This window comes from Sphingomonas sp. NFX23 (assembly GCF_049887795.1).
Lineage (GTDB): Bacteria > Pseudomonadota > Alphaproteobacteria > Sphingomonadales > Sphingomonadaceae > Sphingomonas.
The window spans coordinates 309,222-329,989 of the sequence record NZ_JAGEKH010000006.1 but is presented as its reverse complement, the minus strand read 5'-3'; the positions used below and the strand labels follow the sequence as shown (position 1 = coordinate 329,989).

25 protein-coding genes are annotated in these 20,768 nt (G+C 66.5%); 18 read left to right on the top strand and 7 right to left on the bottom strand.

Going from position 1 to position 20,768, the window contains the following annotated elements; genetic code table 11:
* Positions 1–9: 9 nt before the first annotated feature.
* Positions 10–339, top strand: coding sequence for a PilZ domain-containing protein (locus J4O76_RS18025; protein WP_056487867.1), 330 nt, complete (start codon positions 10–12; stop codon positions 337–339).
* Positions 340–658: 319 nt separating this feature from the next.
* Here the strand turns inward: J4O76_RS18025 and J4O76_RS18020 are convergent, their stop codons facing one another.
* Positions 659–1,597, bottom strand: a complete 939-nt coding sequence (locus tag J4O76_RS18020; RefSeq protein ID WP_056064113.1) for a ribose-phosphate pyrophosphokinase — start codon at positions 1,595–1,597, stop codon at positions 659–661.
* 97 nt (positions 1,598–1,694) lie between these two features.
* On the opposite strand from J4O76_RS18020, the gene gltX reads away from it, so the two are divergent.
* The 11 genes from gltX to J4O76_RS17965 all read left to right on the top strand — a co-directional run bounded on the left by gltX (position 1,695) and on the right by J4O76_RS17965 (position 9,992).
* Positions 1,695–3,020, top strand: coding sequence for a glutamate--tRNA ligase (gene gltX, locus J4O76_RS18015; RefSeq protein ID WP_426283307.1), 1,326 nt, complete (start codon positions 1,695–1,697; stop codon positions 3,018–3,020).
* Between the two features lie 527 nt (positions 3,021–3,547).
* On the top strand, positions 3,548–4,213 hold the full coding sequence (locus J4O76_RS18010) for a TonB family protein (RefSeq protein WP_426283305.1): 666 nt from the start codon (positions 3,548–3,550) through the stop codon (positions 4,211–4,213).
* A 56-nt stretch (positions 4,214–4,269) separates the two neighbouring features.
* Complete coding sequence (locus tag J4O76_RS18005) at positions 4,270–4,617, top strand: hypothetical protein (protein ID WP_426283303.1); 348 nt, start codon at positions 4,270–4,272, stop codon at positions 4,615–4,617.
* A 20-nt stretch (positions 4,618–4,637) separates the two neighbouring features.
* Positions 4,638–5,597: a bifunctional diaminohydroxyphosphoribosylaminopyrimidine deaminase/5-amino-6-(5-phosphoribosylamino)uracil reductase RibD gene (gene ribD, locus J4O76_RS18000; protein ID WP_426283301.1), complete on the top strand. Its 960-nt coding sequence runs from the start codon at positions 4,638–4,640 to the stop codon at positions 5,595–5,597.
* Positions 5,597–6,208 (top strand): riboflavin synthase, encoded by a 612-nt coding sequence (locus J4O76_RS17995; RefSeq protein ID WP_107954251.1) that lies wholly within the window; start codon positions 5,597–5,599, stop codon positions 6,206–6,208. The genes ribD and J4O76_RS17995 overlap by 1 nt, the downstream gene beginning before the upstream one ends.
* Positions 6,192–7,346: a 3,4-dihydroxy-2-butanone-4-phosphate synthase gene (ribB, locus tag J4O76_RS17990; RefSeq protein WP_136188794.1), complete on the top strand. Its 1,155-nt coding sequence runs from the start codon at positions 6,192–6,194 to the stop codon at positions 7,344–7,346. The genes J4O76_RS17995 and ribB overlap by 17 nt, the downstream gene beginning before the upstream one ends.
* The gene (gene ribH, locus J4O76_RS17985; protein WP_426283299.1) at positions 7,346–7,768 is read left to right on the top strand and encodes a 6,7-dimethyl-8-ribityllumazine synthase; all 423 of its coding nucleotides are present in this window, start codon (positions 7,346–7,348) and stop codon (positions 7,766–7,768) included. The genes ribB and ribH overlap by 1 nt, the downstream gene beginning before the upstream one ends.
* On the top strand, positions 7,765–8,310 hold the full coding sequence (locus J4O76_RS17980; RefSeq protein ID WP_426283297.1) for a GNAT family N-acetyltransferase: 546 nt from the start codon (positions 7,765–7,767) through the stop codon (positions 8,308–8,310). Before ribH ends, J4O76_RS17980 begins: the two co-directional genes overlap by 4 nt.
* Positions 8,303–8,500, top strand: coding sequence for a DUF4169 family protein (locus tag J4O76_RS17975; protein ID WP_426283296.1), 198 nt, complete (start codon positions 8,303–8,305; stop codon positions 8,498–8,500). The genes J4O76_RS17980 and J4O76_RS17975 overlap by 8 nt, the downstream gene beginning before the upstream one ends.
* A gap of 253 nt (positions 8,501–8,753) precedes the next feature.
* Complete coding sequence (locus J4O76_RS17970) at positions 8,754–9,569, top strand: DUF1206 domain-containing protein (protein ID WP_426283294.1); 816 nt, start codon at positions 8,754–8,756, stop codon at positions 9,567–9,569.
* A gap of 48 nt (positions 9,570–9,617) precedes the next feature.
* Complete coding sequence (locus tag J4O76_RS17965) at positions 9,618–9,992, top strand: hypothetical protein (RefSeq protein WP_426283292.1); 375 nt, start codon at positions 9,618–9,620, stop codon at positions 9,990–9,992.
* A gap of 6 nt (positions 9,993–9,998) precedes the next feature.
* On the opposite strand, the gene J4O76_RS17960 is transcribed toward J4O76_RS17965, so the two are convergent.
* Positions 9,999–10,493 (bottom strand): hypothetical protein, encoded by a 495-nt coding sequence (locus tag J4O76_RS17960; RefSeq protein WP_426283291.1) that lies wholly within the window; start codon positions 10,491–10,493, stop codon positions 9,999–10,001.
* 222 nt (positions 10,494–10,715) lie between these two features.
* On the bottom strand, positions 10,716–11,804 hold the full coding sequence (locus J4O76_RS17955) for an alkene reductase (RefSeq protein WP_426283289.1): 1,089 nt from the start codon (positions 11,802–11,804) through the stop codon (positions 10,716–10,718).
* Between the two features lie 51 nt (positions 11,805–11,855).
* Here J4O76_RS17955 and J4O76_RS17950 point away from each other — a divergent pair, with 51 nt between their 5' ends.
* The 6 genes from J4O76_RS17950 (at position 11,856) to J4O76_RS17925 (ending at position 17,932) form a co-directional block, all read left to right on the top strand.
* Positions 11,856–12,848, top strand: coding sequence for a DMT family transporter (locus J4O76_RS17950; protein WP_426283287.1), 993 nt, complete (start codon positions 11,856–11,858; stop codon positions 12,846–12,848).
* Positions 12,845–13,498 (top strand): COQ9 family protein, encoded by a 654-nt coding sequence (locus J4O76_RS17945; protein WP_426283285.1) that lies wholly within the window; start codon positions 12,845–12,847, stop codon positions 13,496–13,498. Before J4O76_RS17950 ends, J4O76_RS17945 begins: the two co-directional genes overlap by 4 nt.
* Positions 13,499–13,626: 128 nt before the next feature.
* Complete coding sequence (locus J4O76_RS17940; RefSeq protein ID WP_056487822.1) at positions 13,627–13,902, top strand: FeoA family protein; 276 nt, start codon at positions 13,627–13,629, stop codon at positions 13,900–13,902.
* Positions 13,903–13,911: 9 nt separating this feature from the next.
* On the top strand, positions 13,912–15,786 hold the full coding sequence (gene feoB / locus J4O76_RS17935; protein WP_253071451.1) for a ferrous iron transporter B: 1,875 nt from the start codon (positions 13,912–13,914) through the stop codon (positions 15,784–15,786).
* Between the two features lie 8 nt (positions 15,787–15,794).
* Positions 15,795–16,394, top strand: coding sequence for a single-stranded DNA-binding protein (gene ssb, locus J4O76_RS17930; RefSeq protein WP_426283282.1), 600 nt, complete (start codon positions 15,795–15,797; stop codon positions 16,392–16,394).
* A gap of 5 nt (positions 16,395–16,399) precedes the next feature.
* Positions 16,400–17,932, top strand: a complete 1,533-nt coding sequence (locus J4O76_RS17925; RefSeq protein ID WP_426283280.1) for a sensor histidine kinase — start codon at positions 16,400–16,402, stop codon at positions 17,930–17,932.
* Here the strand turns inward: J4O76_RS17925 and J4O76_RS17920 are convergent.
* From J4O76_RS17920 to metX, 4 genes are all read right to left on the bottom strand, one after another.
* A complete protein-coding gene (locus J4O76_RS17920; RefSeq protein WP_136188802.1) occupies positions 17,922–18,305 on the bottom strand; it encodes a response regulator in 384 nt (127 codons plus the stop codon). The two genes, J4O76_RS17925 and J4O76_RS17920, sit on opposite strands and share 11 nt — an antisense overlap.
* Positions 18,306–18,407: 102 nt before the next feature.
* A complete protein-coding gene (gene metW, locus J4O76_RS17915) occupies positions 18,408–18,995 on the bottom strand; it encodes a methionine biosynthesis protein MetW (RefSeq protein ID WP_426283278.1) in 588 nt (195 codons plus the stop codon).
* The gene (locus J4O76_RS17910; protein ID WP_426283276.1) at positions 18,992–19,426 is read right to left on the bottom strand and encodes a GNAT family N-acetyltransferase; all 435 of its coding nucleotides are present in this window, start codon (positions 19,424–19,426) and stop codon (positions 18,992–18,994) included. Before J4O76_RS17910 ends, metW begins: the two co-directional genes overlap by 4 nt.
* Positions 19,423–20,574: a homoserine O-acetyltransferase MetX gene (metX, locus tag J4O76_RS17905; RefSeq protein ID WP_426283273.1), complete on the bottom strand. Its 1,152-nt coding sequence runs from the start codon at positions 20,572–20,574 to the stop codon at positions 19,423–19,425. The genes J4O76_RS17910 and metX overlap by 4 nt, the downstream gene beginning before the upstream one ends.
* Between the last annotated feature and the right edge of the window lie 194 nt (positions 20,575–20,768).

Below are 20,768 nucleotides of genomic sequence, written 5' to 3'. Positions count from 1 at the left end.
GTTCCGGACATGACACAGCCCGTCCCCATCCCCCCCGCCGAACCGAAAGGCGAGGAGCTCCGTCAGGCGCTACGCAAGGCCGTCAAGATGCGCGCGCATTTGCGCGATCGGGGCCAGACGCGATTCGAGATCGAGGTGACGGATTTGTCGCTCTCGGGATTTCGTGCGGAGACGAGCTTTACGTTGTGGCCGGGGACGGTGGTGTGGCTGACGTTGCCGGGGCTGGCCGCGCTTGAGGCGGTGGTCGCGTGGCGCGACAAGTTCAAATATGGCTGCGCGTTCGCGAAACCGCTGCATCCGGCGGTGTTCGAGCATATTGTGGCACTGAGCCAGCGATAGGCGGGGCTACGCCCGCGCTGATGCGCGAGCGTAGCGGTGCGCAATTGCAAGCTCGGCCGGTGGGTCGCCCAAGCGAACCCATCCGACGGCGGCTTTGCCGACGTGGCAGTATTGTTCTCCTGCGGACGCAGGAGCTTAGGGTACTAAACGCGCAACTAAGGAAATTCTGGGTTCCTGCGTTCGCAGGAAAACACAGTGAGACAAGTTACGGTAGGCAAAGCCGCCGTCGGTCGGTTCGGCTTCACCGAACCGCCGGCCGAGTCGGACACTGCCCGCTATGCGAGCATTGGCGCGGACGCTGCCGCACCTGCGTCCGTCTTCAGTCGAACAGACTCGATACGCTAGTCTCATCCGCAATCCGCTTGATCGCCTCGCCGAGCAACGGCGCGATCTGGAGATGGCGGATCTTGCCGTGAGCGTCTTTGATGACCTCGTGGTTCCCGATCGAATCCGTGATCACCAACTCGCGCAGTTCCGAGCCTTCGACTCGGGCCACAGCCCCGCCCGACAGAACGCCGTGCGTGACATACGCGACCACGTCCTCAGCGCCCGCCTCCTTCAACGCAGCTGCCGCGTTGCACAGCGTCCCCGCCGAATCGACGATGTCGTCGACCAGGATGCAGAAGCGCCCCTCGACTTCGCCGATGATGTTCATCACCTCCGATTCGCCCGCGCGCTCGCGGCGCTTGTCGACGATCGCGAGCGGGGCGTTGTCGAGTCGCTTGGCGAGCACGCGCGCACGGACCACGCCGCCGACGTCCGGCGAAACGACCATCAGGTTCTTGCCCTTGAAGCGCGCGAGAATATCCGCCGACATCACCGGCGCCGCGTAGAGATTGTCCGTCGGGATATCGAAGAAGCCCTGGATCTGCCCGGCATGCAGGTCGACCGACAGCACGCGGTTAGCGCCCGCGACGGTGATCAGGTTCGCGACCAGCTTGGCGGAGATCGGCGTGCGCGGCCCTGGCTTCCGGTCCTGTCGCGCGTACCCCATGTACGGGATCACCGCGGTGATGCGGCGCGCCGACGCACGCTTCAGCGCGTCGATCATGATCAGCAATTCCATGAGGTTGTCGTTGGCGGGATAGCCGGTCGACTGGATCACGAACACGTCCTCGCCGCGGACGTTCTCGTTGATCTCGACGAAGACCTCCTCGTCCGCGAACCGCCGCACGCTGACGTCGGTCAGCGGGATCTCGAGATAAGCGGAGATCTCCTGCGCGAGTGGCAGGTTCGAATTGCCGGTCATCAGTTTCATGAAAGTCTTCCCCGCTCGATCACGCGCACCCCTTAGGCGCACGAATCGTGTCGTGGAAGGGTTTGCCCGCCGACCCGCCGCTCCGTACAGCGGCGGGATGACCGTGATCACCCGTTTCGCCCCCTCGCCCACCGGCCGACTGCACGTCGGCAACATCCGCACCGCGCTCCATAACTGGATGTTCGCGCGGGCGAATGGGGGGAAGTTCTTGCTGCGGATCGACGATACCGATCCCGAGCGCAGCGAAGAGCGCTTCGTAGACGCGATCCGTGCCGATCTGGACTGGCTCGGGATGACGCCCGACGCGGAGGAGCGGCAGTCGGCACGGTTCGCGCTGTACGAGGCGCGGTTCGCGGCACTGGTCGCGAGCGGCCACGTGTATCCCGCGTACGAGACGACGCAGGAGCTAGACCTGAAGCGCAAGATCCAGGCCGGGCGCGGGTTGCCGCCGATCTACGATCGCGCGGCGCTGGCGTTGGACGACTACGCGCGGGCGAAGCTCGAGGCGGACGGCGTGCAGCCGCACTGGCGGTTCAAGCTCGATCACGACTCGGCGATCGCGTGGGACGACCTGATCCGCGGCGTGGCGCATTTCGAGGCAAAGACGATGAGCGATCCGGTCATCCGGCGCGCGGACGGGTCGTGGCTGTATATGCTGCCGTCGGCGATCGACGATGCCGAGATGGGCGTGACGCACGTGGTGCGCGGCGAGGATCACGTGTCGAACACCGCGCTGCAGTTACAGATGTTCGCCGCGCTCGGCGTGACTCCGCCGCGGTTTGCGCATGAGGCCTTGCTGACCGGCGCGGAGGGCAAGCTGTCGAAGCGACTCGGCTCGCTTGGCGTCGATCATTTCCGCGAGGTCGGGATCGAGTCGCAGGCGGTGCGCGCGCTGCTGGCGCGGATCGGGACGAGCGACCCGGTCGAGCCGATCGCCGACGCCGCGCCGCTGATCGCGGGGTTCGACTTCGCGCGGTTCGGACGGGCGCCGGCGCGGTTCGACGAGGCGGAACTGGCGGCGTTGAACGCGCGGATCCTGCATGCGCTGCCGTATGAGGCGGTGGCCGAGCGGTTGCCCGAGGGCATGGACGTGGCGGCCTGGGACGCGGTGCGGCCGAACTTGGTGACGCTGGCGGATGCGGCGGACTGGTGGGGGGTGATCGAGGGGCCGGTCGCGGTCGAGGGCGACGTCGATGCGGCGTATCTCGATCAGGCGTTGGCGGCGGCTGAGGAGATCGACTGGTCGAGCGATCCCTGGCACGCGCTGACGGCTCGGTTGAAGGCGGAGACGGGGCGGAAGGGGAAGGCGTTGTTCCTGCCGCTGCGGCTGGCGCTTACGGGGCGGGATCACGGGCCGGACATGGCGGCGTTGTTGCCGCTGATCGGGCGCGAGCGGGCGCTGGAGCGGTTGGCGGTGCGCTGATCAAGCGTCCCCCCAAGTCCGGTCTTTCGGAAAGCTTGTTCTCCCGCGAAGGCGGGAGTCCAGTCTGGGCTCCCGCCTTCGCGGGAGAACAAGGAGGGGCGGGCCGGCGGTGGAATTGATCGCAACGGACTATACCTTTGCCGGTGGCCACTTTGCCCGCGGTCGAAGAAGCCCACCCTACCGAATGCCGCCACCCCGGCGAAGGCCGGGGCCCAGTTGGAAAGGTCGCGGTAACTAGCGCCGGCTTTAGTTAGCAATGTCCCCCAACTGGACCCCGGCCTTCGCCGGCGTGGCGGCGTGGGGGGATGGGAATGCTGAAAACTGGTCCGATTGGTGCGTCGAACCATTCCGGCCGGTCGAGCAAATCGCGATCGTATTCGACGCCGACGAAACGTCGATAAATAGCGCCAAAGACATTTCCTCACCCCATCTCCAACACCCTTGCCCCCAAAATGTAATGATGTACCATCCCAACCGGCGGTACCTATCTCGCCGCCATCCTCGAGGAGAAGCGAAGGAGACGGAAAATGTACGCGGATCGACTGAACCGGACGGGCGGATTCAATCCCGGGAGCCTCGGCGTCGCGCTGGCCATCAACTGCGCGGTGATCGGAGCGTTATTTTTTGCAGCGCCCAACGTGCTGCCGTTCGTGCCCGACAAGCCTCTCGTGACCTATGTGCCGTACACCCCGCCGCCGCCGCCCGAGCCGGTGCCGCCCGCCGATCCTCTGATCCGCCAGCAACCGCGCCCCGCCCCGCGTCCCGACGCGCCGATCCCGTTGGTGCCGACGATCACCGATAACGGCTTCACGGTCGCGCCCGATCCGCTCCCCTACACGCCGCCGATCGGAGTCGAAGGCACCGGAACCGGCACCGTCGCGGTCGATCCGCCGAAAGCTGCACCGGTATTCGTCCAGCCCGGCATCGACCCGCGTTATGCTGCCGAGTTCCAGCCGAGCTACCCGTCCGAAGAGCGTCGCGCCGAACGCGAAGGTCGCGTCGTGGTCCGCGTGCTGGTCGGCACCGACGGTCGCGTGAAGCAGGTCGAACGGGTCAGCGCGACCACCGACGCGTTCTACCGCGCGACGCTCGACCGCGCGCTGGCAAAGTGGCGGTTCAATCCCGCGACGCGCGACGGCGTTCCGGTCGAGGCATGGCGGTCGATGGCGCTGACATTCGTGCTCCAGAACTAAAGCTTGCGAGGGTGCGGGGCTGGCCTAGCCAGCTCCGCCCCCCTATCTTGGCGCGCATGGGCTTTTTCAGTCGTTTCACGCCGATCGTCGCCTATCGCGACCTGCGGCTCTTCCTCAGCCAGCGCCGGCCATACGAGCTCATTTTTCTCGTGGCGGCGCTCTGCGTCACCAGCTTCCTGATCTACGCGTTCATGAAGGACTCGTACGTCGAGAAGGAATACCGCCCGAAGATCATTTACGTCGAGCAATGGTCCGCGGATCGCACCGATGCGCAGATCGTCGCGCAGCAAAAGATCGACGCACCGATCAAGGCCAAGGCGGTCGCCGAGCAGAAGGCCCGCGAGGACGCCCAACGCGAGTCGTTCAAGCGGCTAGACGACAAGCTGAAGGCCATGGGGATCTGACCCAGGCCGACACGCGCTGGATGGGCGCCGCGCTGGCACTCGCCGAGCGCGGCCGAGGACGGACCGCGCCCAACCCCAATGTCGGCTGCGTGATCGTGCGCGAAGGCCGCGTCGTCGGGCGCGGCTGGACGCAGGCGGGCGGACGTCCGCATGCCGAGGCGATGGCCTTGGCCGAGGCTGGCGCGAAAGCACGAGGGGCTACGGCTTACGTGACGCTGGAGCCGTGCGCACATCGGTCTCCGCGCGGGCCTGCGTGCAGCGACCTGCTGATCGAGGCAGGCGTTGCGCGTGTTGTTGCCGCCCTCGAAGACCCCGACGCACGAACGTCAGGCTGGGGGTTTGCCCGGCTTCAGGCGGCCGGCATCACGGTGACGTGCGGTGTTCATGCGAACAAAGCCAGACGTTCGATGGCCGGCTTCCTGACCCGGCAGGCGCTCGGTCGTCCGCACGTCACCCTGAAGCTTGCGACATCGCTCGACGGCTGCATCGCGATGGCGGACGGATCGAGTCGCTGGATCACCGGTCCGCAAGCGCGCGCCCACGCCCATCTTGAGCGGAGTCGGCACGAAGCGATCCTCGTCGGTCGCGGCACGTATGACGCCGATGCGCCGCGACTCGACGTGCGGCTACCGGGGCTGGAAGCTCACGGACCGATGCGCGTGCTTTTATCTTCGGCGGTCCAAGACGTGTCCGGTTGGACCGTCATCCCTTCACCGCACGATATCGCCACCCTTCCAGGCGTCGACCACATCCTCGTCGAAGGCGGCGCGGCCGTAGCGTCGGCGTTCCTCGCGGCGGATCTGGTCGACCGGCTCCTTCTCTACCGCGCGCCGATCCTGATCGGCGGCGGCAAGCCGGCACTCCGCGACATCGGCTTGACCGACCTGACTGAAGCACATGGTCGCTGGGCGATCGTCGATGCGCGGCAACTTGGCATGGACCGGCTCGAGGTCTACGAGCGCGAACGAAACGAGGCATAATGTTCACCGGAATCGTCACCGACATAGGCACTGTCGCGAGCGTGGAGTCGCCAGACGACACACGCGTGGTCGTCAGCACCGCCTATGATACCGCGACCGTCGATCTCGGCGCGTCAATCTCTTGCTCCGGCGTCTGCCTGACGGTCGTGGATAAAGGCCCGAACTGGTTCGCGGTCGACGTCTCGGGCGAGACGATCAGCCGTACCGCCAAGGACCAATGGACCGAGGGTCGCAAGTTCAATCTCGAACGCGCCATGAAGCTCGGCGACGAACTCGGCGGCCATATCGTCACGGGCCATGTCGACGGCCTCGGCACCGTCGTCGCGCTTGCGGAAGAAGGCGGATCGCACCGCGTCACCATCCGCGCAGGGGCCGACATCGCGCCGTTTATCGCACCCAAGGGATCGGTGACGGTCGACGGCGTTTCGCTCACGGTAAACAGCGTTCAAGACATCGATGGAGAGGTCGAGTTCGGCCTCAACATCATCCCGCATACCTGGGCGGTCACCACGCTCGGGACGATCCAGATGGGGCAGTCGGTCAATATCGAGATCGACGTCCTCGCCCGCTATCTCCAACGCATGGAGCATTACCGTGTCAAAGCCAGCTGAATTAGCCCGTCTCAAGCACGGCTACCTGTCGAGCCCCGAAGAGATCATCGACGAGGCGCGCAACGGCCGGATGTTCATTTTGGTCGACGACGAGGATCGCGAGAACGAGGGCGACCTGGTCATCCCCGCGCAGATGGCGACCCCCGAGAAGATCAACTTCATGGCGAAGTTCGGTCGCGGCCTGATCTGCCTCGCGCTGACCAGGGAGCGCACCGAGGAGCTCGGGCTCGAGCTGATGAGCCGCAACAACGGCACCCGTCACGAGACCGCGTTCACCGTGTCGATCGAGGCGCTCGAAGGCGTCACCACCGGCATCTCGGCCGCCGATCGCGCGCGCACGATTGCGGTCGCGGTCGATGCGACCAAGGGCAAGCCGGACATCGTCACCCCTGGCCACGTCTTCCCGCTGGTCGCGCGCGACGGCGGCGTGCTGATCCGCGCCGGTCATACCGAGGCGGCGGTCGACGTCGCGCGGCTCGCCGGGCTCAACCCCTCAGGCGTGATCTGCGAGATCATGAACGAGGACGGCACGATGGCGCGGATGGACGACCTCGTCACCTTCGCACAGTTCCACAACGTCAAGATCGGCACGATCCGCGACCTGATCGCCTATCGCCGCCGCCACGATCACCTCGTCGAGAAGCGCGCGGAAGCCAAGTTTACCTCTGAATGGGGCGGCGACTGGAGCGCGCTGACGTTCTGGAACAAGGCGACCGGCACCGAGCAGGTCGCCCTGGTCAAGGGCAAGATCGACCCCGCCAAGCCGACGCTCGTCCGCATGCACGCGCTGTCGCCGTTCGCGGACATCTTCGGCGAATCGGGCGATCGCGGCCGGATCCTCGCACGCTCGATGCAGATGATCGCGGACGAGGGCGCGGGCGTGATCGTCGTGATCAACCGTCCGCGCAGCAACACCTTCACTTCCGCAGTGATGAAGAAGGCCGGCGCGGAGATCACCCCGGACATGGAGGAACTGCGCGACTACGGCGTCGGCGCGATGATCCTGACCGAACTCGGCGTCCACGACATGGTACTGATCACCAACACGCATCACACGCTGGTCGGCCTCGACGGCTACGGCCTGTCGATCGTCGGCGAGCGCCCGATCGCGTCCCTGAACACGGAAAAGAGCAACTGATGGCGCATCTCCTCATCGTCGAAGCCCGGTTCTACGATCACCTCAACGACCTGCTGGTCGAGGGTGCGAAGGCCGCGATCGAAGCGGCCGGCCACACGCACGAGACGATCACCGTGCCCGGCGCACTCGAAGTCCCCGGCGCGATCGCGCTGGCGGCCGAGAGCGAGACGTTCGACGCGTATGTCGCGCTCGGCGTCGTGATCCGCGGCGAGACCTATCATTTCGAGATCGTCGCAGGCGAGAGCGCACGCGGGATCATGCAGCTGACGATGGACGGCCTGCCTATCGGCAACGGCATCCTGACGACCGAGAACGAGGCGCAGGCGCTCACGCGGGCGCGTCCGACCGAGGGCGACAAGGGCGGTGGTGCAGCGAATGCGGCGCTGGCGATGCTGGCGCTTAAGGACCGCTTCATCGCATGACCGCGCCGGTGCTCCTGACGGAGCGCCTGTTGCTCCGGCCCTTGGGACCGGAGGATGCCGAGGCGTGGTATGCGTTCCACGCCGATCCCGTCACGATGCGCCATCTTGGCGGCGTGCAGTCGCGCAGCGTCGCCTGGCGCGGGCTGTGCGCGATGGCGGGTGCATGGAGCATCCGTGGCTTCTCGATGTTCGCGGTTACGCTGCGCGATACCGGCGAATGGATCGGCCGTGTCGGTCCGTGGCAGCCCGAGGACTGGCCGGGGACGGAAATCGGCTGGGGACTCGCATCGCAGTTCGCCGGTCGCGGGTTCGCGCGCGAGGCTGCGACGGCGGCGATCAACTATGCGGTGGACGTGCTCGGCTGGACCGACATCATTCACACCATCGCACCCGACAACGCCGAGTCAATCGCACTCGCGCAGCGGCTTGGGTCGACCAACCGCGGCCGAACGACACTGCCCCCGCCGCTCGAAGCGCTGCCGGTGGACGATTGGGGCCAGAGCGCCGCCGACTGGCGGGCGCGGAGAGCAGGCCGTGGGTAACGTGATCAACCTGCGGCTCGTCCGGAAGCAGCGCGCGCGAGACGAGGCATCGGTGCGGGCGGATCAGAACCGCAGGCTGTTCGGGCGGACGGTGGCCGAGAAGGCGGCCGACGCGGCTGCGAAGACTCGGATCGAGAAGACGCTGGATGGCGCGCGGCTCGATTCCATCTCCGACACGTTCGAAGAGTAACCTCGCCCTCGTCTTGCCGACGGCCGCTGTGGGTCCCTCCCCTTGCGAGCGCCAGACCGAACCAACGTCCAACCTACGATCGTCCTCCTGACGGGGGAGGATCGATGAGGTCCGCATTCGACAAATAGCGGCTCGCTTACCGAATGTCGGTCGTGCACCCTGAAGACAGTCGCGGCCTCGACCGCCTAGCCCGCCCCTGCGCAGGAACGTCCCACGTCGCGCACCGTTATGCCTGCGTAACAAGGGGGCTATCATGATCTCGGATGCGAATGCGACGTGGCTCGCCAAGCTCGGCTTTGCCGCGCGCGGCGTCGTGTATATCCTCGTCGGCTGGTTCGCGGTCGACGCGGCGCTGCACGGCGGCGAGATCGCCGACAACCAAGGCGCGATCGGATCGATGGCGGGCGGACCGCTCGGCCCGGTGCTGCTGGCGATCGTCGCGGCGGGGCTGCTCGGCTATGCGATCTGGCGCCTGACCGAGGCTGCGGCGAACCCGGAGCAAATCACCCGCGATGCCAAGGGCAGCCTCAAGCGGATCGGCCATGTCGTCAGCGGTATCGCTCATCTGATCCTCGCCTGGACCGCGACGCGGCTCGCGCTCGATCTGGGCAAGGGGAAGATCGCCGTCTCGCCCGGCGACGAAAGCGCGCGCGACTGGACCGCGCTGCTGCTCGATCAGCCGGCCGGGCGTGTGCTGGTCGGCGCGGTCGCGGTCGGCGTGCTGGTCGCTGCGTTCCAGCAGGCGCAAAAGGCGTGGCGGGGCGACTTCATCCATGACCTGCGCGGCGATGCGCCCGCGCCCGGCTATGTCTGCACGATGGGCCGGATCGGCTACGGCGCGCGCGCGCTGGTATTCCTGATCGTCGCGGGACTGTTCGGCCTCGCTGCGTGGACCGCGCATGCGAGCGACGCGGGCGGCGTGGCCGAGGCGCTGGAGCGGCTGCAATCGCAACCCGGCGGCAAGTGGCTGCTCGCGCTCACCGGGATCGGTCTCGCGCTGTTCGGTGCGTACAGTCTGGTCGAAGCTCGCTTCCGGCGGCTGCATGTCGACCTGCCGGGGACCGATTAAAGTGAACGACAGCATATCGTTAAGGTGCCGATGCTAGCGGACGGTGGCATGTACACGATCAGCTTCGACACCCCTACCAAGACACTCACTATCGTCACCGAGGGGTTCTGGTCGGTTGCGACGACCGCGGCGTTCTCCGCCGAACTTCTCGCGCGCGGCACGGCTGCACGCCTGTATCACGGCCGGTTCGTCGTGCTCGCCGATCTGCGCAAGGCGGCGATCCAGCCGTTGAAGGTGATCGATGCGCTCGAGGCGATGATGCCCAAGGCGCTGAAGGTCACGTCCGCACCGATCGCCGCGGTGGTTGCCTCGCATCTGGCGAAGCTCCAGACCGAACGCTACCTGAAGGCTGAAAACTGCCGGACGTTCCTCGATATCGATGAGGCGAAGGCGTGGCTTGCGAGCGACCTCCACGCCGCCTGACGGCGTTCAGTCCTCCGATGCGGTCTCGATCAAGGCCGCCTCTACCTCTTCGATCGTGATGCCGAACGCGCCGGCAAGCCCCGCCACCGACGCGCCGCGATCGGCGAGCGTGCGGATCCGAGCAGTGTCGACGATGGTCTTGTAGCTCCGCGTGTCACGGTCGGTCTTCGATTCCGCGCCGCTGCGCGCGAGCGCGCCCGAACGTCGGCGTTTGGAAATCTTGAGCGCCTCGACATCGGTGGTCGGCGGCGCCTCGAGTCGCGCCTTGATCCGCTGATCCTCTTCGATACGCCGGCTTTCGCGGGCGCGTTCGCGTTCCTGGGACTGGAGATCGCGTTGTGCAGCGCGCGACTCGGATCGCTGTTCGGACGCGGCCAGCCGCTCTTTCGCGCGCTGCTCGCGGCCGTTGGCGCGCTCCTCCGCCCGTTTCGCGGCCCGGTCGGCGGTGCCGGGCATGAGCGGCCCCGTTCCCCTGCCGCCGCTCGGCCAGCCGTCGGTCATTAGATATCCTGTCGTCACCGGTACGCTACCTAAAGCGCGGAAGCGCGCTGCTAAGCGATGGCGGCGCGGGTGACCAGAGGCAGCCCTTCGTGATCCTCCCCCGCCAGGGGGAGGTGTCGCCGCAGGTGACGGAGGGGGAAGACACGGAACAGCGGTTCGCGCGTGCCTCCCCCTCCGTCAGGCTGGCGCCTGCCACATCCCCCTTGCGGGGGAAGATCAAGCTCAGGCGTTCGCGGTTTCGAGCGCGGGGTAGTCGATGTAGCCCTCGGGGCCCTGGCTGTACCACGTCTTCGCGTCGTCCTTCGCGAGCGGTGCGCCGGTGCGCAGGCGCTCGGGCAGGTCCGGGTTGGCGATGAACGTGCGACCGAAGGTTATCGCATCGGCATTGCCCGAATCGAGCTCTGCCTGTGCCTCCTCGACCGTCGTGTAGTCCGAGTTGACGATCAGCACGCCCTTGAACACTTTCCGGATCGCCGGGCTGAGCTTCGGTACGTCTGTCTTGCCGAAGGTGCCGTCGGGACCAGGCTCGCGCAGTTCGAGGAACGCGATGCCGAGATCGGACAGCGCCTTCGCCGCTGCGGTGAACAGCTCCTTCGGGTTGCTATCGTCGACGCCCTGCGAATCGCCGTTCGGCGACAGGCGGACGCTGACACGGTCGGCACCGGCGACCGAGATCACGCGCTCGGCGACTTCACGCAGCAGGCGAACGCGGTTCTCGATCGAGCCGCCATACTGGTCGGTGCGGAAATTGGCGTTGTCGCGCAGGAACTGGTCGATCAGATAGCCGTTCGCCGCGTGGATCTGCACGCCGTCAAAGCCGGCCGCAAGTGCGTTCTTCGTTGCCAGTTCGTAGTCGGCCAGCAGGCGCGGGATCTCGTTGGTCTCGAGCGGACGTGCGACCTCGAAGTCCTTCTTGCCCTCGAACGTGTGGGCCTGGCCTTCGGTCGCGGTTGCCGACGACGACACGGGCTGCGTCTCGTAGACCGACGAGTGGCCCTGGCGACCCATGTGCCACAGCTGCGCGACGATCCGGCCGCCAGCGGCGTGGACCGAGTCGGTGACGGGCTTCCAGGCGGCGACCTGCGCATCGGTCCACAGGCCCGGCGCGAACGGCCAGCCAAGGCCTTCGCGGCTGATGCCGGTGGCTTCCGAGATGATCAGGCCAGCGCTCGCACGCTGCGTGTAATATTCGACCATGATGTCGGTCGGCACCGCATCCCTGTCGGCACGCCCGCGGGTGAGCGGCGCCATGATGATGCGGTTCGGCGCTTCGACGGCACCAAGGGTAATCGGATCGAAAAGGCTAGGCATGGAAGCTCCTTATTGGCCTGACGGGCGGAAGATAGGAGGCTACAGGGCGGCATGCATCGCCCCGACCCGCAAAGATTATCTAGCGTGCCCGATACGGCGCACGGTTTGACGCCGGCCGCGCAAAGTGTTGCCGCGCCGGGACTTATCGCTTTTGCGGCGCTTCTGGTGGCGAACGTCGCGCTGGCATTCGGGCCGTGGTTCGTCCGTGCGACCGAGGTCGGGCCGGTGGCGGCGGGGTTCTGGCGGCTCACACTCGCCGTGCCGTTCCTGATCGCGTTGGCGGTCCAGCAAGGCGCGCGGCCGACCCGGTTGAGCCGCGGCGTGTGGATCGGGCTGATCGTCGGTGGCGTGTGCTTCGCGGCCGATCTCGGTGCGTGGCATCTCGGCATCCGGCGCACGACGCTCGCCAATGCGACTCTGTTCGGCAACGCGGCGACGCTGATCTTTCCGATCTACGGTTTCCTGATCGCGAAGACGTGGCCGACGCGGACTCAAGGCTGGGCATTGGTACTGGCGGCGACGGGCGCTGCGCTGTTGCTCGGGCGCTCGTATCAGCTCGATGCGAAGAACCTTGTCGGCGACCTGCTCTGCATCCTCGCAGGCCTGCTCTACACGGTCTATTTCATCCTGATGGCGCGGGCGCGGGCGACGTTGGCGCCGCTGTCCGCGCTTACCTTGTCGACGCTCGCGGGGATCGTACCGCTGCTGGTGTTCGCGCTGGCGATGGGCGAGCGGGTGATGCCGACGCACTGGGGGCCGCTGATCGGGCTCGCACTGTGCAGCCAGGTGCTGGGGCAAGGGCTGATGATCTATGCGCTTGGGCGATTTTCGCCGCTGGTGATCGGGATCGCGTTGCTGATCCAGCCGGTGGTCGCCGGCGTGGTGGGCTGGCTGGTGTATGGCGAGCGGCTCGGCGCGGCGGATCTGGTCGGGGTCGTGATGGTCGCGGTCGCGCTGGTGCTCGTCCGCCGGGGACCTCCCCCGGAAGTCCCCCTTGAAGACGCGCTTGATACGCCTGATTTTGAACGGCAGGAGACGGTATGACCCAGGACCTTACGCTCGACGAAATCCGCGCCCTGCTGGCGCCCGGCATCGCCGCCAATGCTGCGTTCGACGGCTGGAGCGACGCCGCGCGCGACATGGCCGCGCAGGCCGAGGGGATCGACACCGACATCGCCGCGCTCGCGTTCAAGGACGGCCCGGTCGACATGATCGACGCGTGGTTCGCGCATATCGACGGCGTGATGCTGGCCGCGGTCCCGCCCGAGCGGTCGGCGCTGATGAAGATCCGCGAGAAGATCACCGCCCTGGTCGAGGCGCGGCTCGACGCGACGTCGATCGATCGCGAATCGCTGCGGCGCGCGCTCGCGATCCTCGCGCTCCCGCAGAACCTGGCGAAGGCGACGCGGCTAGGCTTGCGGACGGTCGACACGATCTGGCGTGCCGCCGGCGACGTCGCGACCGACTATAATTACTACACCAAGCGGACGATCCTGCTCGGCGTGTACGCGTCGACGATCACGGTGTTCCTCGACGACGAAAGCGAAGGTCTGGCCGAAACGCGCGCATTCCTCGGTCGCCGGATCAACGGGATCATGCAGTTCGAGAAGGCCAAGGCCGGGTTCCTCAAGCGCACCGAACACGGGTTCAGCCTGTCGCGATTCGTCGGCCGGCTGCGCTATCCGACTGCGTGAAGCCATCAACGCTCGGCTAAGTACCTCTGGCGTCAAGCTTTCGTCAGGATCGCGAGGCGTTGAGACGGTCGTAGCCCACGACGGTTAGGGCTTCCCTTCCCCGGGCGTTACTGATAATCACTCGCATCATGGACACTCGCCCCGATCGTTCCGTCAGCCTCGAAACGCTGCCTCGCAAGCAGCATGGCATCGTTGCCGCGATCGAATGGGCACGACTTGCCGATCCCGAGGCGCGCCGACTGCGCGAACTGGGTTTCGATGAGGGTGTCGATGTCGAGGTTTTGCACCGCGCGACGCTGGGCCAGGGCCCGATCGCCTGCCGTATCGGCCGGATGACGGTTGCGCTCCGCCGAGCCGTTGCTGGCGCGATCCACGTCTCGCCAATGCCTGCCGCGGCTGAATAATCCCATAAAATGAATGCAGCACCGCTGGTTGCGCTGGTCGGCAATCCCAATGCCGGCAAAAGCGCGCTGTTCAATGCGCTGACGGGTGCACGCCAGAAGGTCGGCAATTATCCCGGCGTCACGGTCGAGCGGAAGGTCGGGCGGCTGATGCTCGACGACGGCCGGCCGATCGAGCTGGTCGACCTCCCCGGCGCGTACAGCCTCGAACCCTCCTCCCCCGACGAGCGAGTCACGCGCGACGTCGTGACCGGCACACAGGACGGCGAGCGCCTGCCCGACGCGCTGGTCGTCGTCGTCGATGCCGCCAATCTCGACAACCACCTGCGCTTCACGCTCCAGCTGATCGCGCTCGGCCTGCCGGTCGTGGTCGCGCTCAACATGGTCGATCTCGCCGAGCGCGACGGGCTGAAGCTCGATCCCAAGGTGCTCGAACGCGAACTCGGCGTACCGGTGATCCCGACCGTCGCGGTGCGCAAGCGTGGCCTCGACGAGTTGAAGGCGGCGCTTTCCGGCATCGTCGTCAATGGCCCGATGCGCCTGCGCAAATCCGACGGCAGCGTGCAGGACGACATCGTCACGCTCCAGCGTCGCGCGCGCCAGATCGCGACGTCCGCGACCGTGTCCGAGACGCAGGTCCGCCGCTGGACGCACATGCTCGACGCGGTCGCGCTGCATCCTGTGGCTGGCCCGATCCTGCTGCTCGCGATCATGTTCCTGATGTTCCAGGCGGTGTTCAGCTGGGCACAGCCGTTCATGGACGCGATCGACGCGGGCTTTACCGCGTTGCAGGGGTTCCTGACCGCCGAACTGCCCGATTCGCTGCTCCGCTCGCTGCTGGTCGACGGCGTGATCGCGGGCGTCGGCGCAGTCATCGTCTTCCTGCCGCAGATCCTGATCCTGTTCCTCTTTATCCTCGTGCTCGAAGCCAGCGGCTACATGGTCCGCGCGGCGTTCCTGATGGACCGGGTGATGGCGAGCGTCGGGCTGTCTGGCCGTGCTTTCATCCCGCTGCTGTCGAGCTTCGCCTGCGCGATCCCCGGCATCATGGCGACGCGGACGATCGACGACGAGAAGGACCGGCTGACGACGATCCTGATCGCGCCGCTGATGACGTGTTCGGCGCGCCTGCCGGTCTACACGCTGATAATCGGCGCGTTCATTCCGAATACGCAGGTGCTGCCGTTCGTCGGGTTGCAGGGGCTGGTGATGCTCGGCCTGTACGTGATGGGCATCGTCGGTGCGTTCGTCGCCGCGCTGGTGCTGCGCCGGACGGTAACCAAGGGCGTGTCGTCGGGCTTCATGATGGAGATGCCGAAGTACCAGTGGCCGCAGTGGCGCGACGTCGGCATCGGCCTGTGGAGCCGCGCGCAGATCTTCCTGAAGCGCGCCGGCGGCATCATCCTGACCTCGACGATCATCCTGTGGGTGCTGCTGAGCTTCCCCAAGCCGCCCGAACAGCCCGCTGGCGCACCGAAGATCTCGGCGGTCGATTATTCGGTAGCCGGACGCATCGCCAACGGCATCGCGCCGGTGTTCGCGCCGATCGGCTTCAACCGCGACATCGTCCTCGCGCTGATCCCGGCGATGGCTGCGCGCGAAGTCGCGGTCGCGGCGATCGGCACGGTCTACGCGATCGACGATCCCGCCAGCAACCAGGGCGGCAAGGCGATGATCGAGAACCTCCGCGGTCGCTGGAGCCTGCCGACCGCGCTCGCCTTCCTGATGTGGTTCGTGTTCGCACCGCAGTGCATTTCGACGATCGCCGTCACCCGTCGCGAGACCAATGGGTGGAAATGGCCCGCCTTCATGGTTGGCTATTTGTTCGCCGCCGCCTACATCATGGCCGGAATCACATATTGGCTGGCGGTGTTCGCCGGCCTCTGAGGGGCATCATGGCAGGCAGCGTCAACAAGGTCATCATCGTCGGCAATCTGGGTCGCGACCCGGAGAGCAAGGCGTTCCAGAACGGCGGCAAGGTCGTCAACCTGCGCATCGCGACATCCGAGTCCTGGAAGGACAAGATGTCGGGCGAGCGCAAGGAAAAGACCGAATGGCATTCGGTCGCGATCTTCAACGAAGGTCTCGCAAACGTCGCCGAAAAGTATCTCCGCAAGGGCTCGAAGGTCTATATCGAGGGCGCGCTCCAGACCCGGAAGTGGCAGGACGCGCAGGGCCAGGACAAATATTCGACCGAGATCGTGCTGCAGGGCTTCAATAGCGTGCTGACGATGCTCGACGGTCCGAATGGCGGCGCAGGCGGTGGTGCAGGCGGCGGCGGTGGTAGCCGCGGCGGTGGCGACGACTGGGCCGGCGGCGGTGGCGGCAACGACTTCGGCGGCGGTTCGTCGGGTGGCGGCGGTTACGGCGGCGGCGGCGGTGGTCGTGGCGGCAGCGCACCCTCGGGTGGCGGTGGCGGTGGCGGCGCACGCGGCGGCAGCTTCGGGCAGACCGGCGGCTTCTCGGACGATCTCGACGACGACGTGCCGTTCTGATTGCCGTGACGACGCTGTATTCCGTTCCCAATACCGCCACGTTCGACGAGGCCGAGCGCTCTCGCGTGATCTCGGCCTACGATGTCGCCGGCGCGCGCGCGAAAGGCCAGCTCGACGACATCGTGGCGTTCGCAGCAGAGCTCTGCGGCGCCCCGGTCGCGTTGCTGAGCCTGGTCGAGGAGGAATATCAGCGTTTCCTGGCGCGGACCGGGTTCGACCTGGAGCAGACTCCGCGAAGCATGTCGTTCTGCGCGCACGCGATGCACCATCACGAGGTGATGGAAGTGCCCGACGCGCAGGCCGATCCGCGGTTCGTCGACAACCCGCTGGTGACCGGCGAACCGTATGTGCGGTTCTACGCCGGCGCGCCGCTCGTCTCGAGCGAGGGCGTGCCGCTGGGCGCACTCTGCGTGCTTGCGAACGAGCCTCGCGAAGGCCTGACCCGGTTCCAGCGCGATGGCCTCACGCTGCTGGCCAAGGCCGCGATGGGCCGGCTCGACGACCGCCGCACTGCGCGCGAACAGGCTATGGCCGAGGCCGAGGCGCGCCGCACGCTGGAGGCGAGCGACCTCAAGTTTCGCACGCTCGCCGACACCATGCCGCAGATGGTGTGGTCGACGCTGCCCGACGGCTTCCACGATTACTTCAACGCGCGGTGGTACGAGTTTACCGGCACGCCCGTCGGGACGACCGATGGCGAAGGTTGGAACGACATGTTCCATCCTGACGACCAGGATCGCGCCTGGGCGATCTGGCGTCAGTCGCTCGACACGGGCGAGCCTTACAACATCGAATACAGGCTTCGGCATTTCGACGGCACGTACCGCTGGGTGCTCGGCCGTGCGCTACCGGTCCGTGACGAAAACGGCGCGATCACGCGCTGGTTCGGGACCTGCACCGACATCCACGAACAGAAGCTGGCCTATGAGGAGCGCGAGGTCATCAGCCAGGAGCTGAGCCACCGCATCAAGAACATCTTCGCGGTGATCGCCGGACTGATCGCGTTCTCGGCGAGGGGAAAGCCGGAGTTCGCCGGGATCGCGACCGATTTGCGCCACCGCATCAACGCGCTAGGTCGCGCGCATGATTTCGTGCGCCCGCATAGCGTTAACTCACGACCATCGATGGCGCAGAATAGCCTGCATGGCTTGCTGCATGAATTGTTCGAGCCGTATCAGCGAATCGATGGCGCCCGTGTCAGCGTCGTGGGCGACGATGTGACGATAGATGATCGTTCCGCGACTCCGCTCGCGCTGATGTTTCACGAACTTGCAACCAACGCGACAAAATACGGTGCGCTAGCGACCGAACTCGGCACGGTGCGGATCACCGTCGCGGCCAATACCGATACGGTGACATTGCACTGGCGAGAGGTGGGAGGCCCGTCCGTCACCAAGCCTACGACGCCACCGGGCTTTGGCACGCAATTGATCGAGATGAGCGCGGTGCGTCAGTTAGGCGGCAACGTGAACCGGACGTGGAACGACGACGGCCTAATTGTCGCCCTGACTATTCCGAAGACCGCATTCAGCCGCTGACGCGAATGACGTCGTCGTGCGCGCTTGTGTCGTCGTTGCACGCCAAAGCGGCAGCCGCGAGGATGGCCGAATCGCTGAACGGCTTGCGAATATACCCTAGGCATTCCGCATCGCCAATCTGGGCGGGGTTTGCAGTCACGAACACGACCTTTACGCCGTAGTCCTGCGCCATCCGCCTGGCGATCTCCGGGCCGGTCGGTCCGTCGCGGAGGTTGATGTCGACGAAAGCGAAGTTGCAACCGGGTGCCGCCGCGATCGCGCTGTCGCGGTCAGCCGCGATCCCCGCGACGCCGTAGCCGGCATCCATGAGGATTCTCTCTAGGTCGAGCGCGACGAAGATTTCGTCTTCGACAATGAGGGCGGTCTTGGTCATCGGCGAAGTAACCAGTCGACCGCCGATCGGTTCCGCCAAATCGGTGATTTAGATCAACCGCTTGTCCCGATATGGCCTGATCGTTGCCGATTCCGCAATCGATTACCGTCGCAGCAGGAATACCGCGTGCTCGGCGAACAGGTTAGCACCCCCTGCCCCGGTGCGCTTGTCGCCCGACAGGAACCAGGCGTCCTCGACGGTGATCCCGCGCGCTTTCACGAAGGCGCGGAAATCGTCGATCGTGACGTGGTGGATGTTCGGCGTGTCGTACCAGCTCTCGGGCAATTGCCGCGTCACCGGCATGCGGCCGCCCCACAATAGCGACAGCCGCACACGCCAATGCGCGAAATTGGGGAAGCTGACGAATGCGCGCCGGCCGATCCGCAGCAGGTGATCGAGCACGAGATCAGGCGCGCGTGCGGTCTGCAGCGTCTGGCTGAGGATCGCGTAATCGAAGCTCGCGTCGGGATAGCCGGCAAGGTCGATATCGGCATCGCCCTGGATCACCGACAGGCCGCGCGCGACCGCAGAGGCCACGTTGTGCGCATCGATCTCCAGCCCGCGGGCGTCGACGTCGCGGGTATCGCGCAACGCCGCCATCAGCGCGCCGTCGCCACAGCCGATGTCGAGCACACGGCTGCCCTGCGCGACGTTCTCGGCGATGACGGCGAGGTCGGTACGTAAGGTCATGATGCGGTCCGCAGTTGCTCGGCGAGGCCGGGCGCGAGGCGTTCCATGTAGCGGTCGGCGCGGACCAGCGGGTGGAAGCCGAGGTCCGCATACACGCCATGCGCGTCGGCGGTGACGAGCCCGAACCTGCGCAACCCGGCGAACGACGGATGCTCGAGGAACCAGCTCACCATCCGTCGGCCGAGCCCCTGCCCGCGCGCCGACTCCTCGACCCACACGTCGGCAAGCCACGCGAAGGTGGCGTGATCGGTGATCATCCGCGCGAAGCCGACTTGCGCATCGTCCTGATACGCACCGAGACAATGCGAGCCTGCGATCGCGCGTTCGACCAGCGTGCGCTCGATCCCCGGCGACCAATAGCTGCTCGCGAGCCATGCGTGGATGCGATCGACCTGCAACCGGCTCGCGTCGTCGGACAGGATACTCGTCATCGGCCAGCCCTCAGGAAGCCGTCGACCACCCGGTTGAGATCGGGTGCCTCCAGCAGGAACGCGTCGTGGCCATAGGGGCTCGACAGCTCGACGAAGCTGACCGGTGCGCCCGCCGCGTTCAAGGCCTGGACGATCGCACGCGATTCTGAAGTCGGATATAGCCAGTCAGTGTCGAAACTGACGAGGCAGAAGCGCGATTTAGTCGCGCGAAACGCGTTGGCAAGCAGCCCGCCATGCTCCTCGGCGAGGTCGAAATAATCCATCGCCCGCGTGATGTAGAGGTACGAGTTCGCGTCGAACCGGTCGGTGAAGGCGAGCCCCTGATGGCGCAGATAGCTCTCGACCTGGAAATCCGCGTCGAACCCGAACGACTTCGCGTCGCGCGCCTGTAGGCGGCGGCCGAACTTCTCGGTCAGCCCCGCCTCCGACAGATACGTGATGTGCGCCGCCATCCGCGCCACCGCGAGCCCGGCGGTCGGCGCCGCGTCGTCATGATACTCACCCCCGCGCCAGTTCGGATCGGCCATCACCGCCTGCCGCCCGACCTCGTGGAAAGCGATGTTCTGCGCAGTATGACGCGCCGTCGAGGCGATCACCACGCACGCCTTCACCCGGTCGGGGAAGGTCGCGGGCCAGCTAAGAGCCTGCATGCCGCCCATCGATCCACCAACCACCGCGTGGAGAACGCCGACGCCAAGATGATCGAGCAGCATCGCCTGCGCGCGCACCATGTCGCGGATCGTGATGACCGGGAACCCCATCGCCCAGGGCCGTCCAGTCGCCGGATTGATCGTCGCGGGGCCGGACGTGCCCATGCAGCTGCCGAGCACATTCGCGCAGACGACGAAGTGCCGCGCAGGGTCGATCGGCTTCCCCTCGCCCACCATCCGCGTCCACCAGCCGGGCTTGCCGGTGCGGGGGTGATTCGACGCGACGTGCTGGTCGCCGGTCAGCGCGTGGCAGATCAGGACGGCGTTCGAGGCGTCTGCGTTGAGCGTGCCGTAAGTCTCGTAGGCGATATCCACCGGGGACAGCAGCACGCCGCCATCGAGCCTGAGCGGTCCCGGCAACGTGACGCGCCGCGCAAGGCCGAAGCGCTGGTCGGTGTCGTGGCCGGTGCTGGGGTCTATGGCAGGCGGGTCGAGCATGCCGCGCGCTACCATAGGGGGACGCCGTCATGCCAGCGCCGCTTCCTCGATCCTCCCCCGCCAGGGGGAGGTGGCTGGCCCTTGCCAGACGGAGGGGGAGGACAGGAAAACCGCTGTTGCGTCACCCTCCCCCTCCGTCGCCTTCGGCGCCACCTCCCCCTGGCGGGGGAGGATCGTGAAGTCCCCCACCCACC

Excerpts from the sequence above, each read along its gene's own strand:
- J4O76_RS18025 (WP_056487867.1), top strand. The coding sequence starts at position 10 with ATGACACAGCCCGTCCCCATCCCCCCCGCCGAACCGAAAGGCGAGGAG.
- J4O76_RS18020 (WP_056064113.1), bottom strand. The coding sequence starts at position 1,597 with ATGAAACTGATGACCGGCAATTCGAACCTGCCACTCGCGCAGGAGATC.
- gltX (WP_426283307.1), top strand. The coding sequence starts at position 1,695 with ATGACCGTGATCACCCGTTTCGCCCCCTCGCCCACCGGCCGACTGCAC.
- J4O76_RS18010 (WP_426283305.1), top strand. The coding sequence starts at position 3,548 with ATGTACGCGGATCGACTGAACCGGACGGGCGGATTCAATCCCGGGAGC.
- J4O76_RS18005 (WP_426283303.1), top strand. The coding sequence starts at position 4,270 with ATGGGCTTTTTCAGTCGTTTCACGCCGATCGTCGCCTATCGCGACCTG.
- ribD (WP_426283301.1), top strand. The coding sequence starts at position 4,638 with ATGGGCGCCGCGCTGGCACTCGCCGAGCGCGGCCGAGGACGGACCGCG.
- J4O76_RS17995 (WP_107954251.1), top strand. The coding sequence starts at position 5,597 with ATGTTCACCGGAATCGTCACCGACATAGGCACTGTCGCGAGCGTGGAG.
- ribH (WP_426283299.1), top strand. The coding sequence starts at position 7,346 with ATGGCGCATCTCCTCATCGTCGAAGCCCGGTTCTACGATCACCTCAAC.
- J4O76_RS17980 (WP_426283297.1), top strand. The coding sequence starts at position 7,765 with ATGACCGCGCCGGTGCTCCTGACGGAGCGCCTGTTGCTCCGGCCCTTG.
- J4O76_RS17970 (WP_426283294.1), top strand. The coding sequence starts at position 8,754 with ATGATCTCGGATGCGAATGCGACGTGGCTCGCCAAGCTCGGCTTTGCC.
- J4O76_RS17965 (WP_426283292.1), top strand. The coding sequence starts at position 9,618 with ATGTACACGATCAGCTTCGACACCCCTACCAAGACACTCACTATCGTC.
- J4O76_RS17960 (WP_426283291.1), bottom strand. The coding sequence starts at position 10,493 with ATGACCGACGGCTGGCCGAGCGGCGGCAGGGGAACGGGGCCGCTCATG.
- J4O76_RS17955 (WP_426283289.1), bottom strand. The coding sequence starts at position 11,804 with ATGCCTAGCCTTTTCGATCCGATTACCCTTGGTGCCGTCGAAGCGCCG.
- J4O76_RS17950 (WP_426283287.1), top strand. The coding sequence starts at position 11,856 with ATGCATCGCCCCGACCCGCAAAGATTATCTAGCGTGCCCGATACGGCG.
- J4O76_RS17945 (WP_426283285.1), top strand. The coding sequence starts at position 12,845 with ATGACCCAGGACCTTACGCTCGACGAAATCCGCGCCCTGCTGGCGCCC.
- J4O76_RS17940 (WP_056487822.1), top strand. The coding sequence starts at position 13,627 with ATGGACACTCGCCCCGATCGTTCCGTCAGCCTCGAAACGCTGCCTCGC.
- feoB (WP_253071451.1), top strand. The coding sequence starts at position 13,912 with ATGAATGCAGCACCGCTGGTTGCGCTGGTCGGCAATCCCAATGCCGGC.
- ssb (WP_426283282.1), top strand. The coding sequence starts at position 15,795 with ATGGCAGGCAGCGTCAACAAGGTCATCATCGTCGGCAATCTGGGTCGC.
- J4O76_RS17920 (WP_136188802.1), bottom strand. The coding sequence starts at position 18,305 with ATGACCAAGACCGCCCTCATTGTCGAAGACGAAATCTTCGTCGCGCTC.
- metW (WP_426283278.1), bottom strand. The coding sequence starts at position 18,995 with ATGACCTTACGTACCGACCTCGCCGTCATCGCCGAGAACGTCGCGCAG.
- J4O76_RS17910 (WP_426283276.1), bottom strand. The coding sequence starts at position 19,426 with ATGACGAGTATCCTGTCCGACGACGCGAGCCGGTTGCAGGTCGATCGC.
- metX (WP_426283273.1), bottom strand. The coding sequence starts at position 20,574 with ATGCTCGACCCGCCTGCCATAGACCCCAGCACCGGCCACGACACCGAC.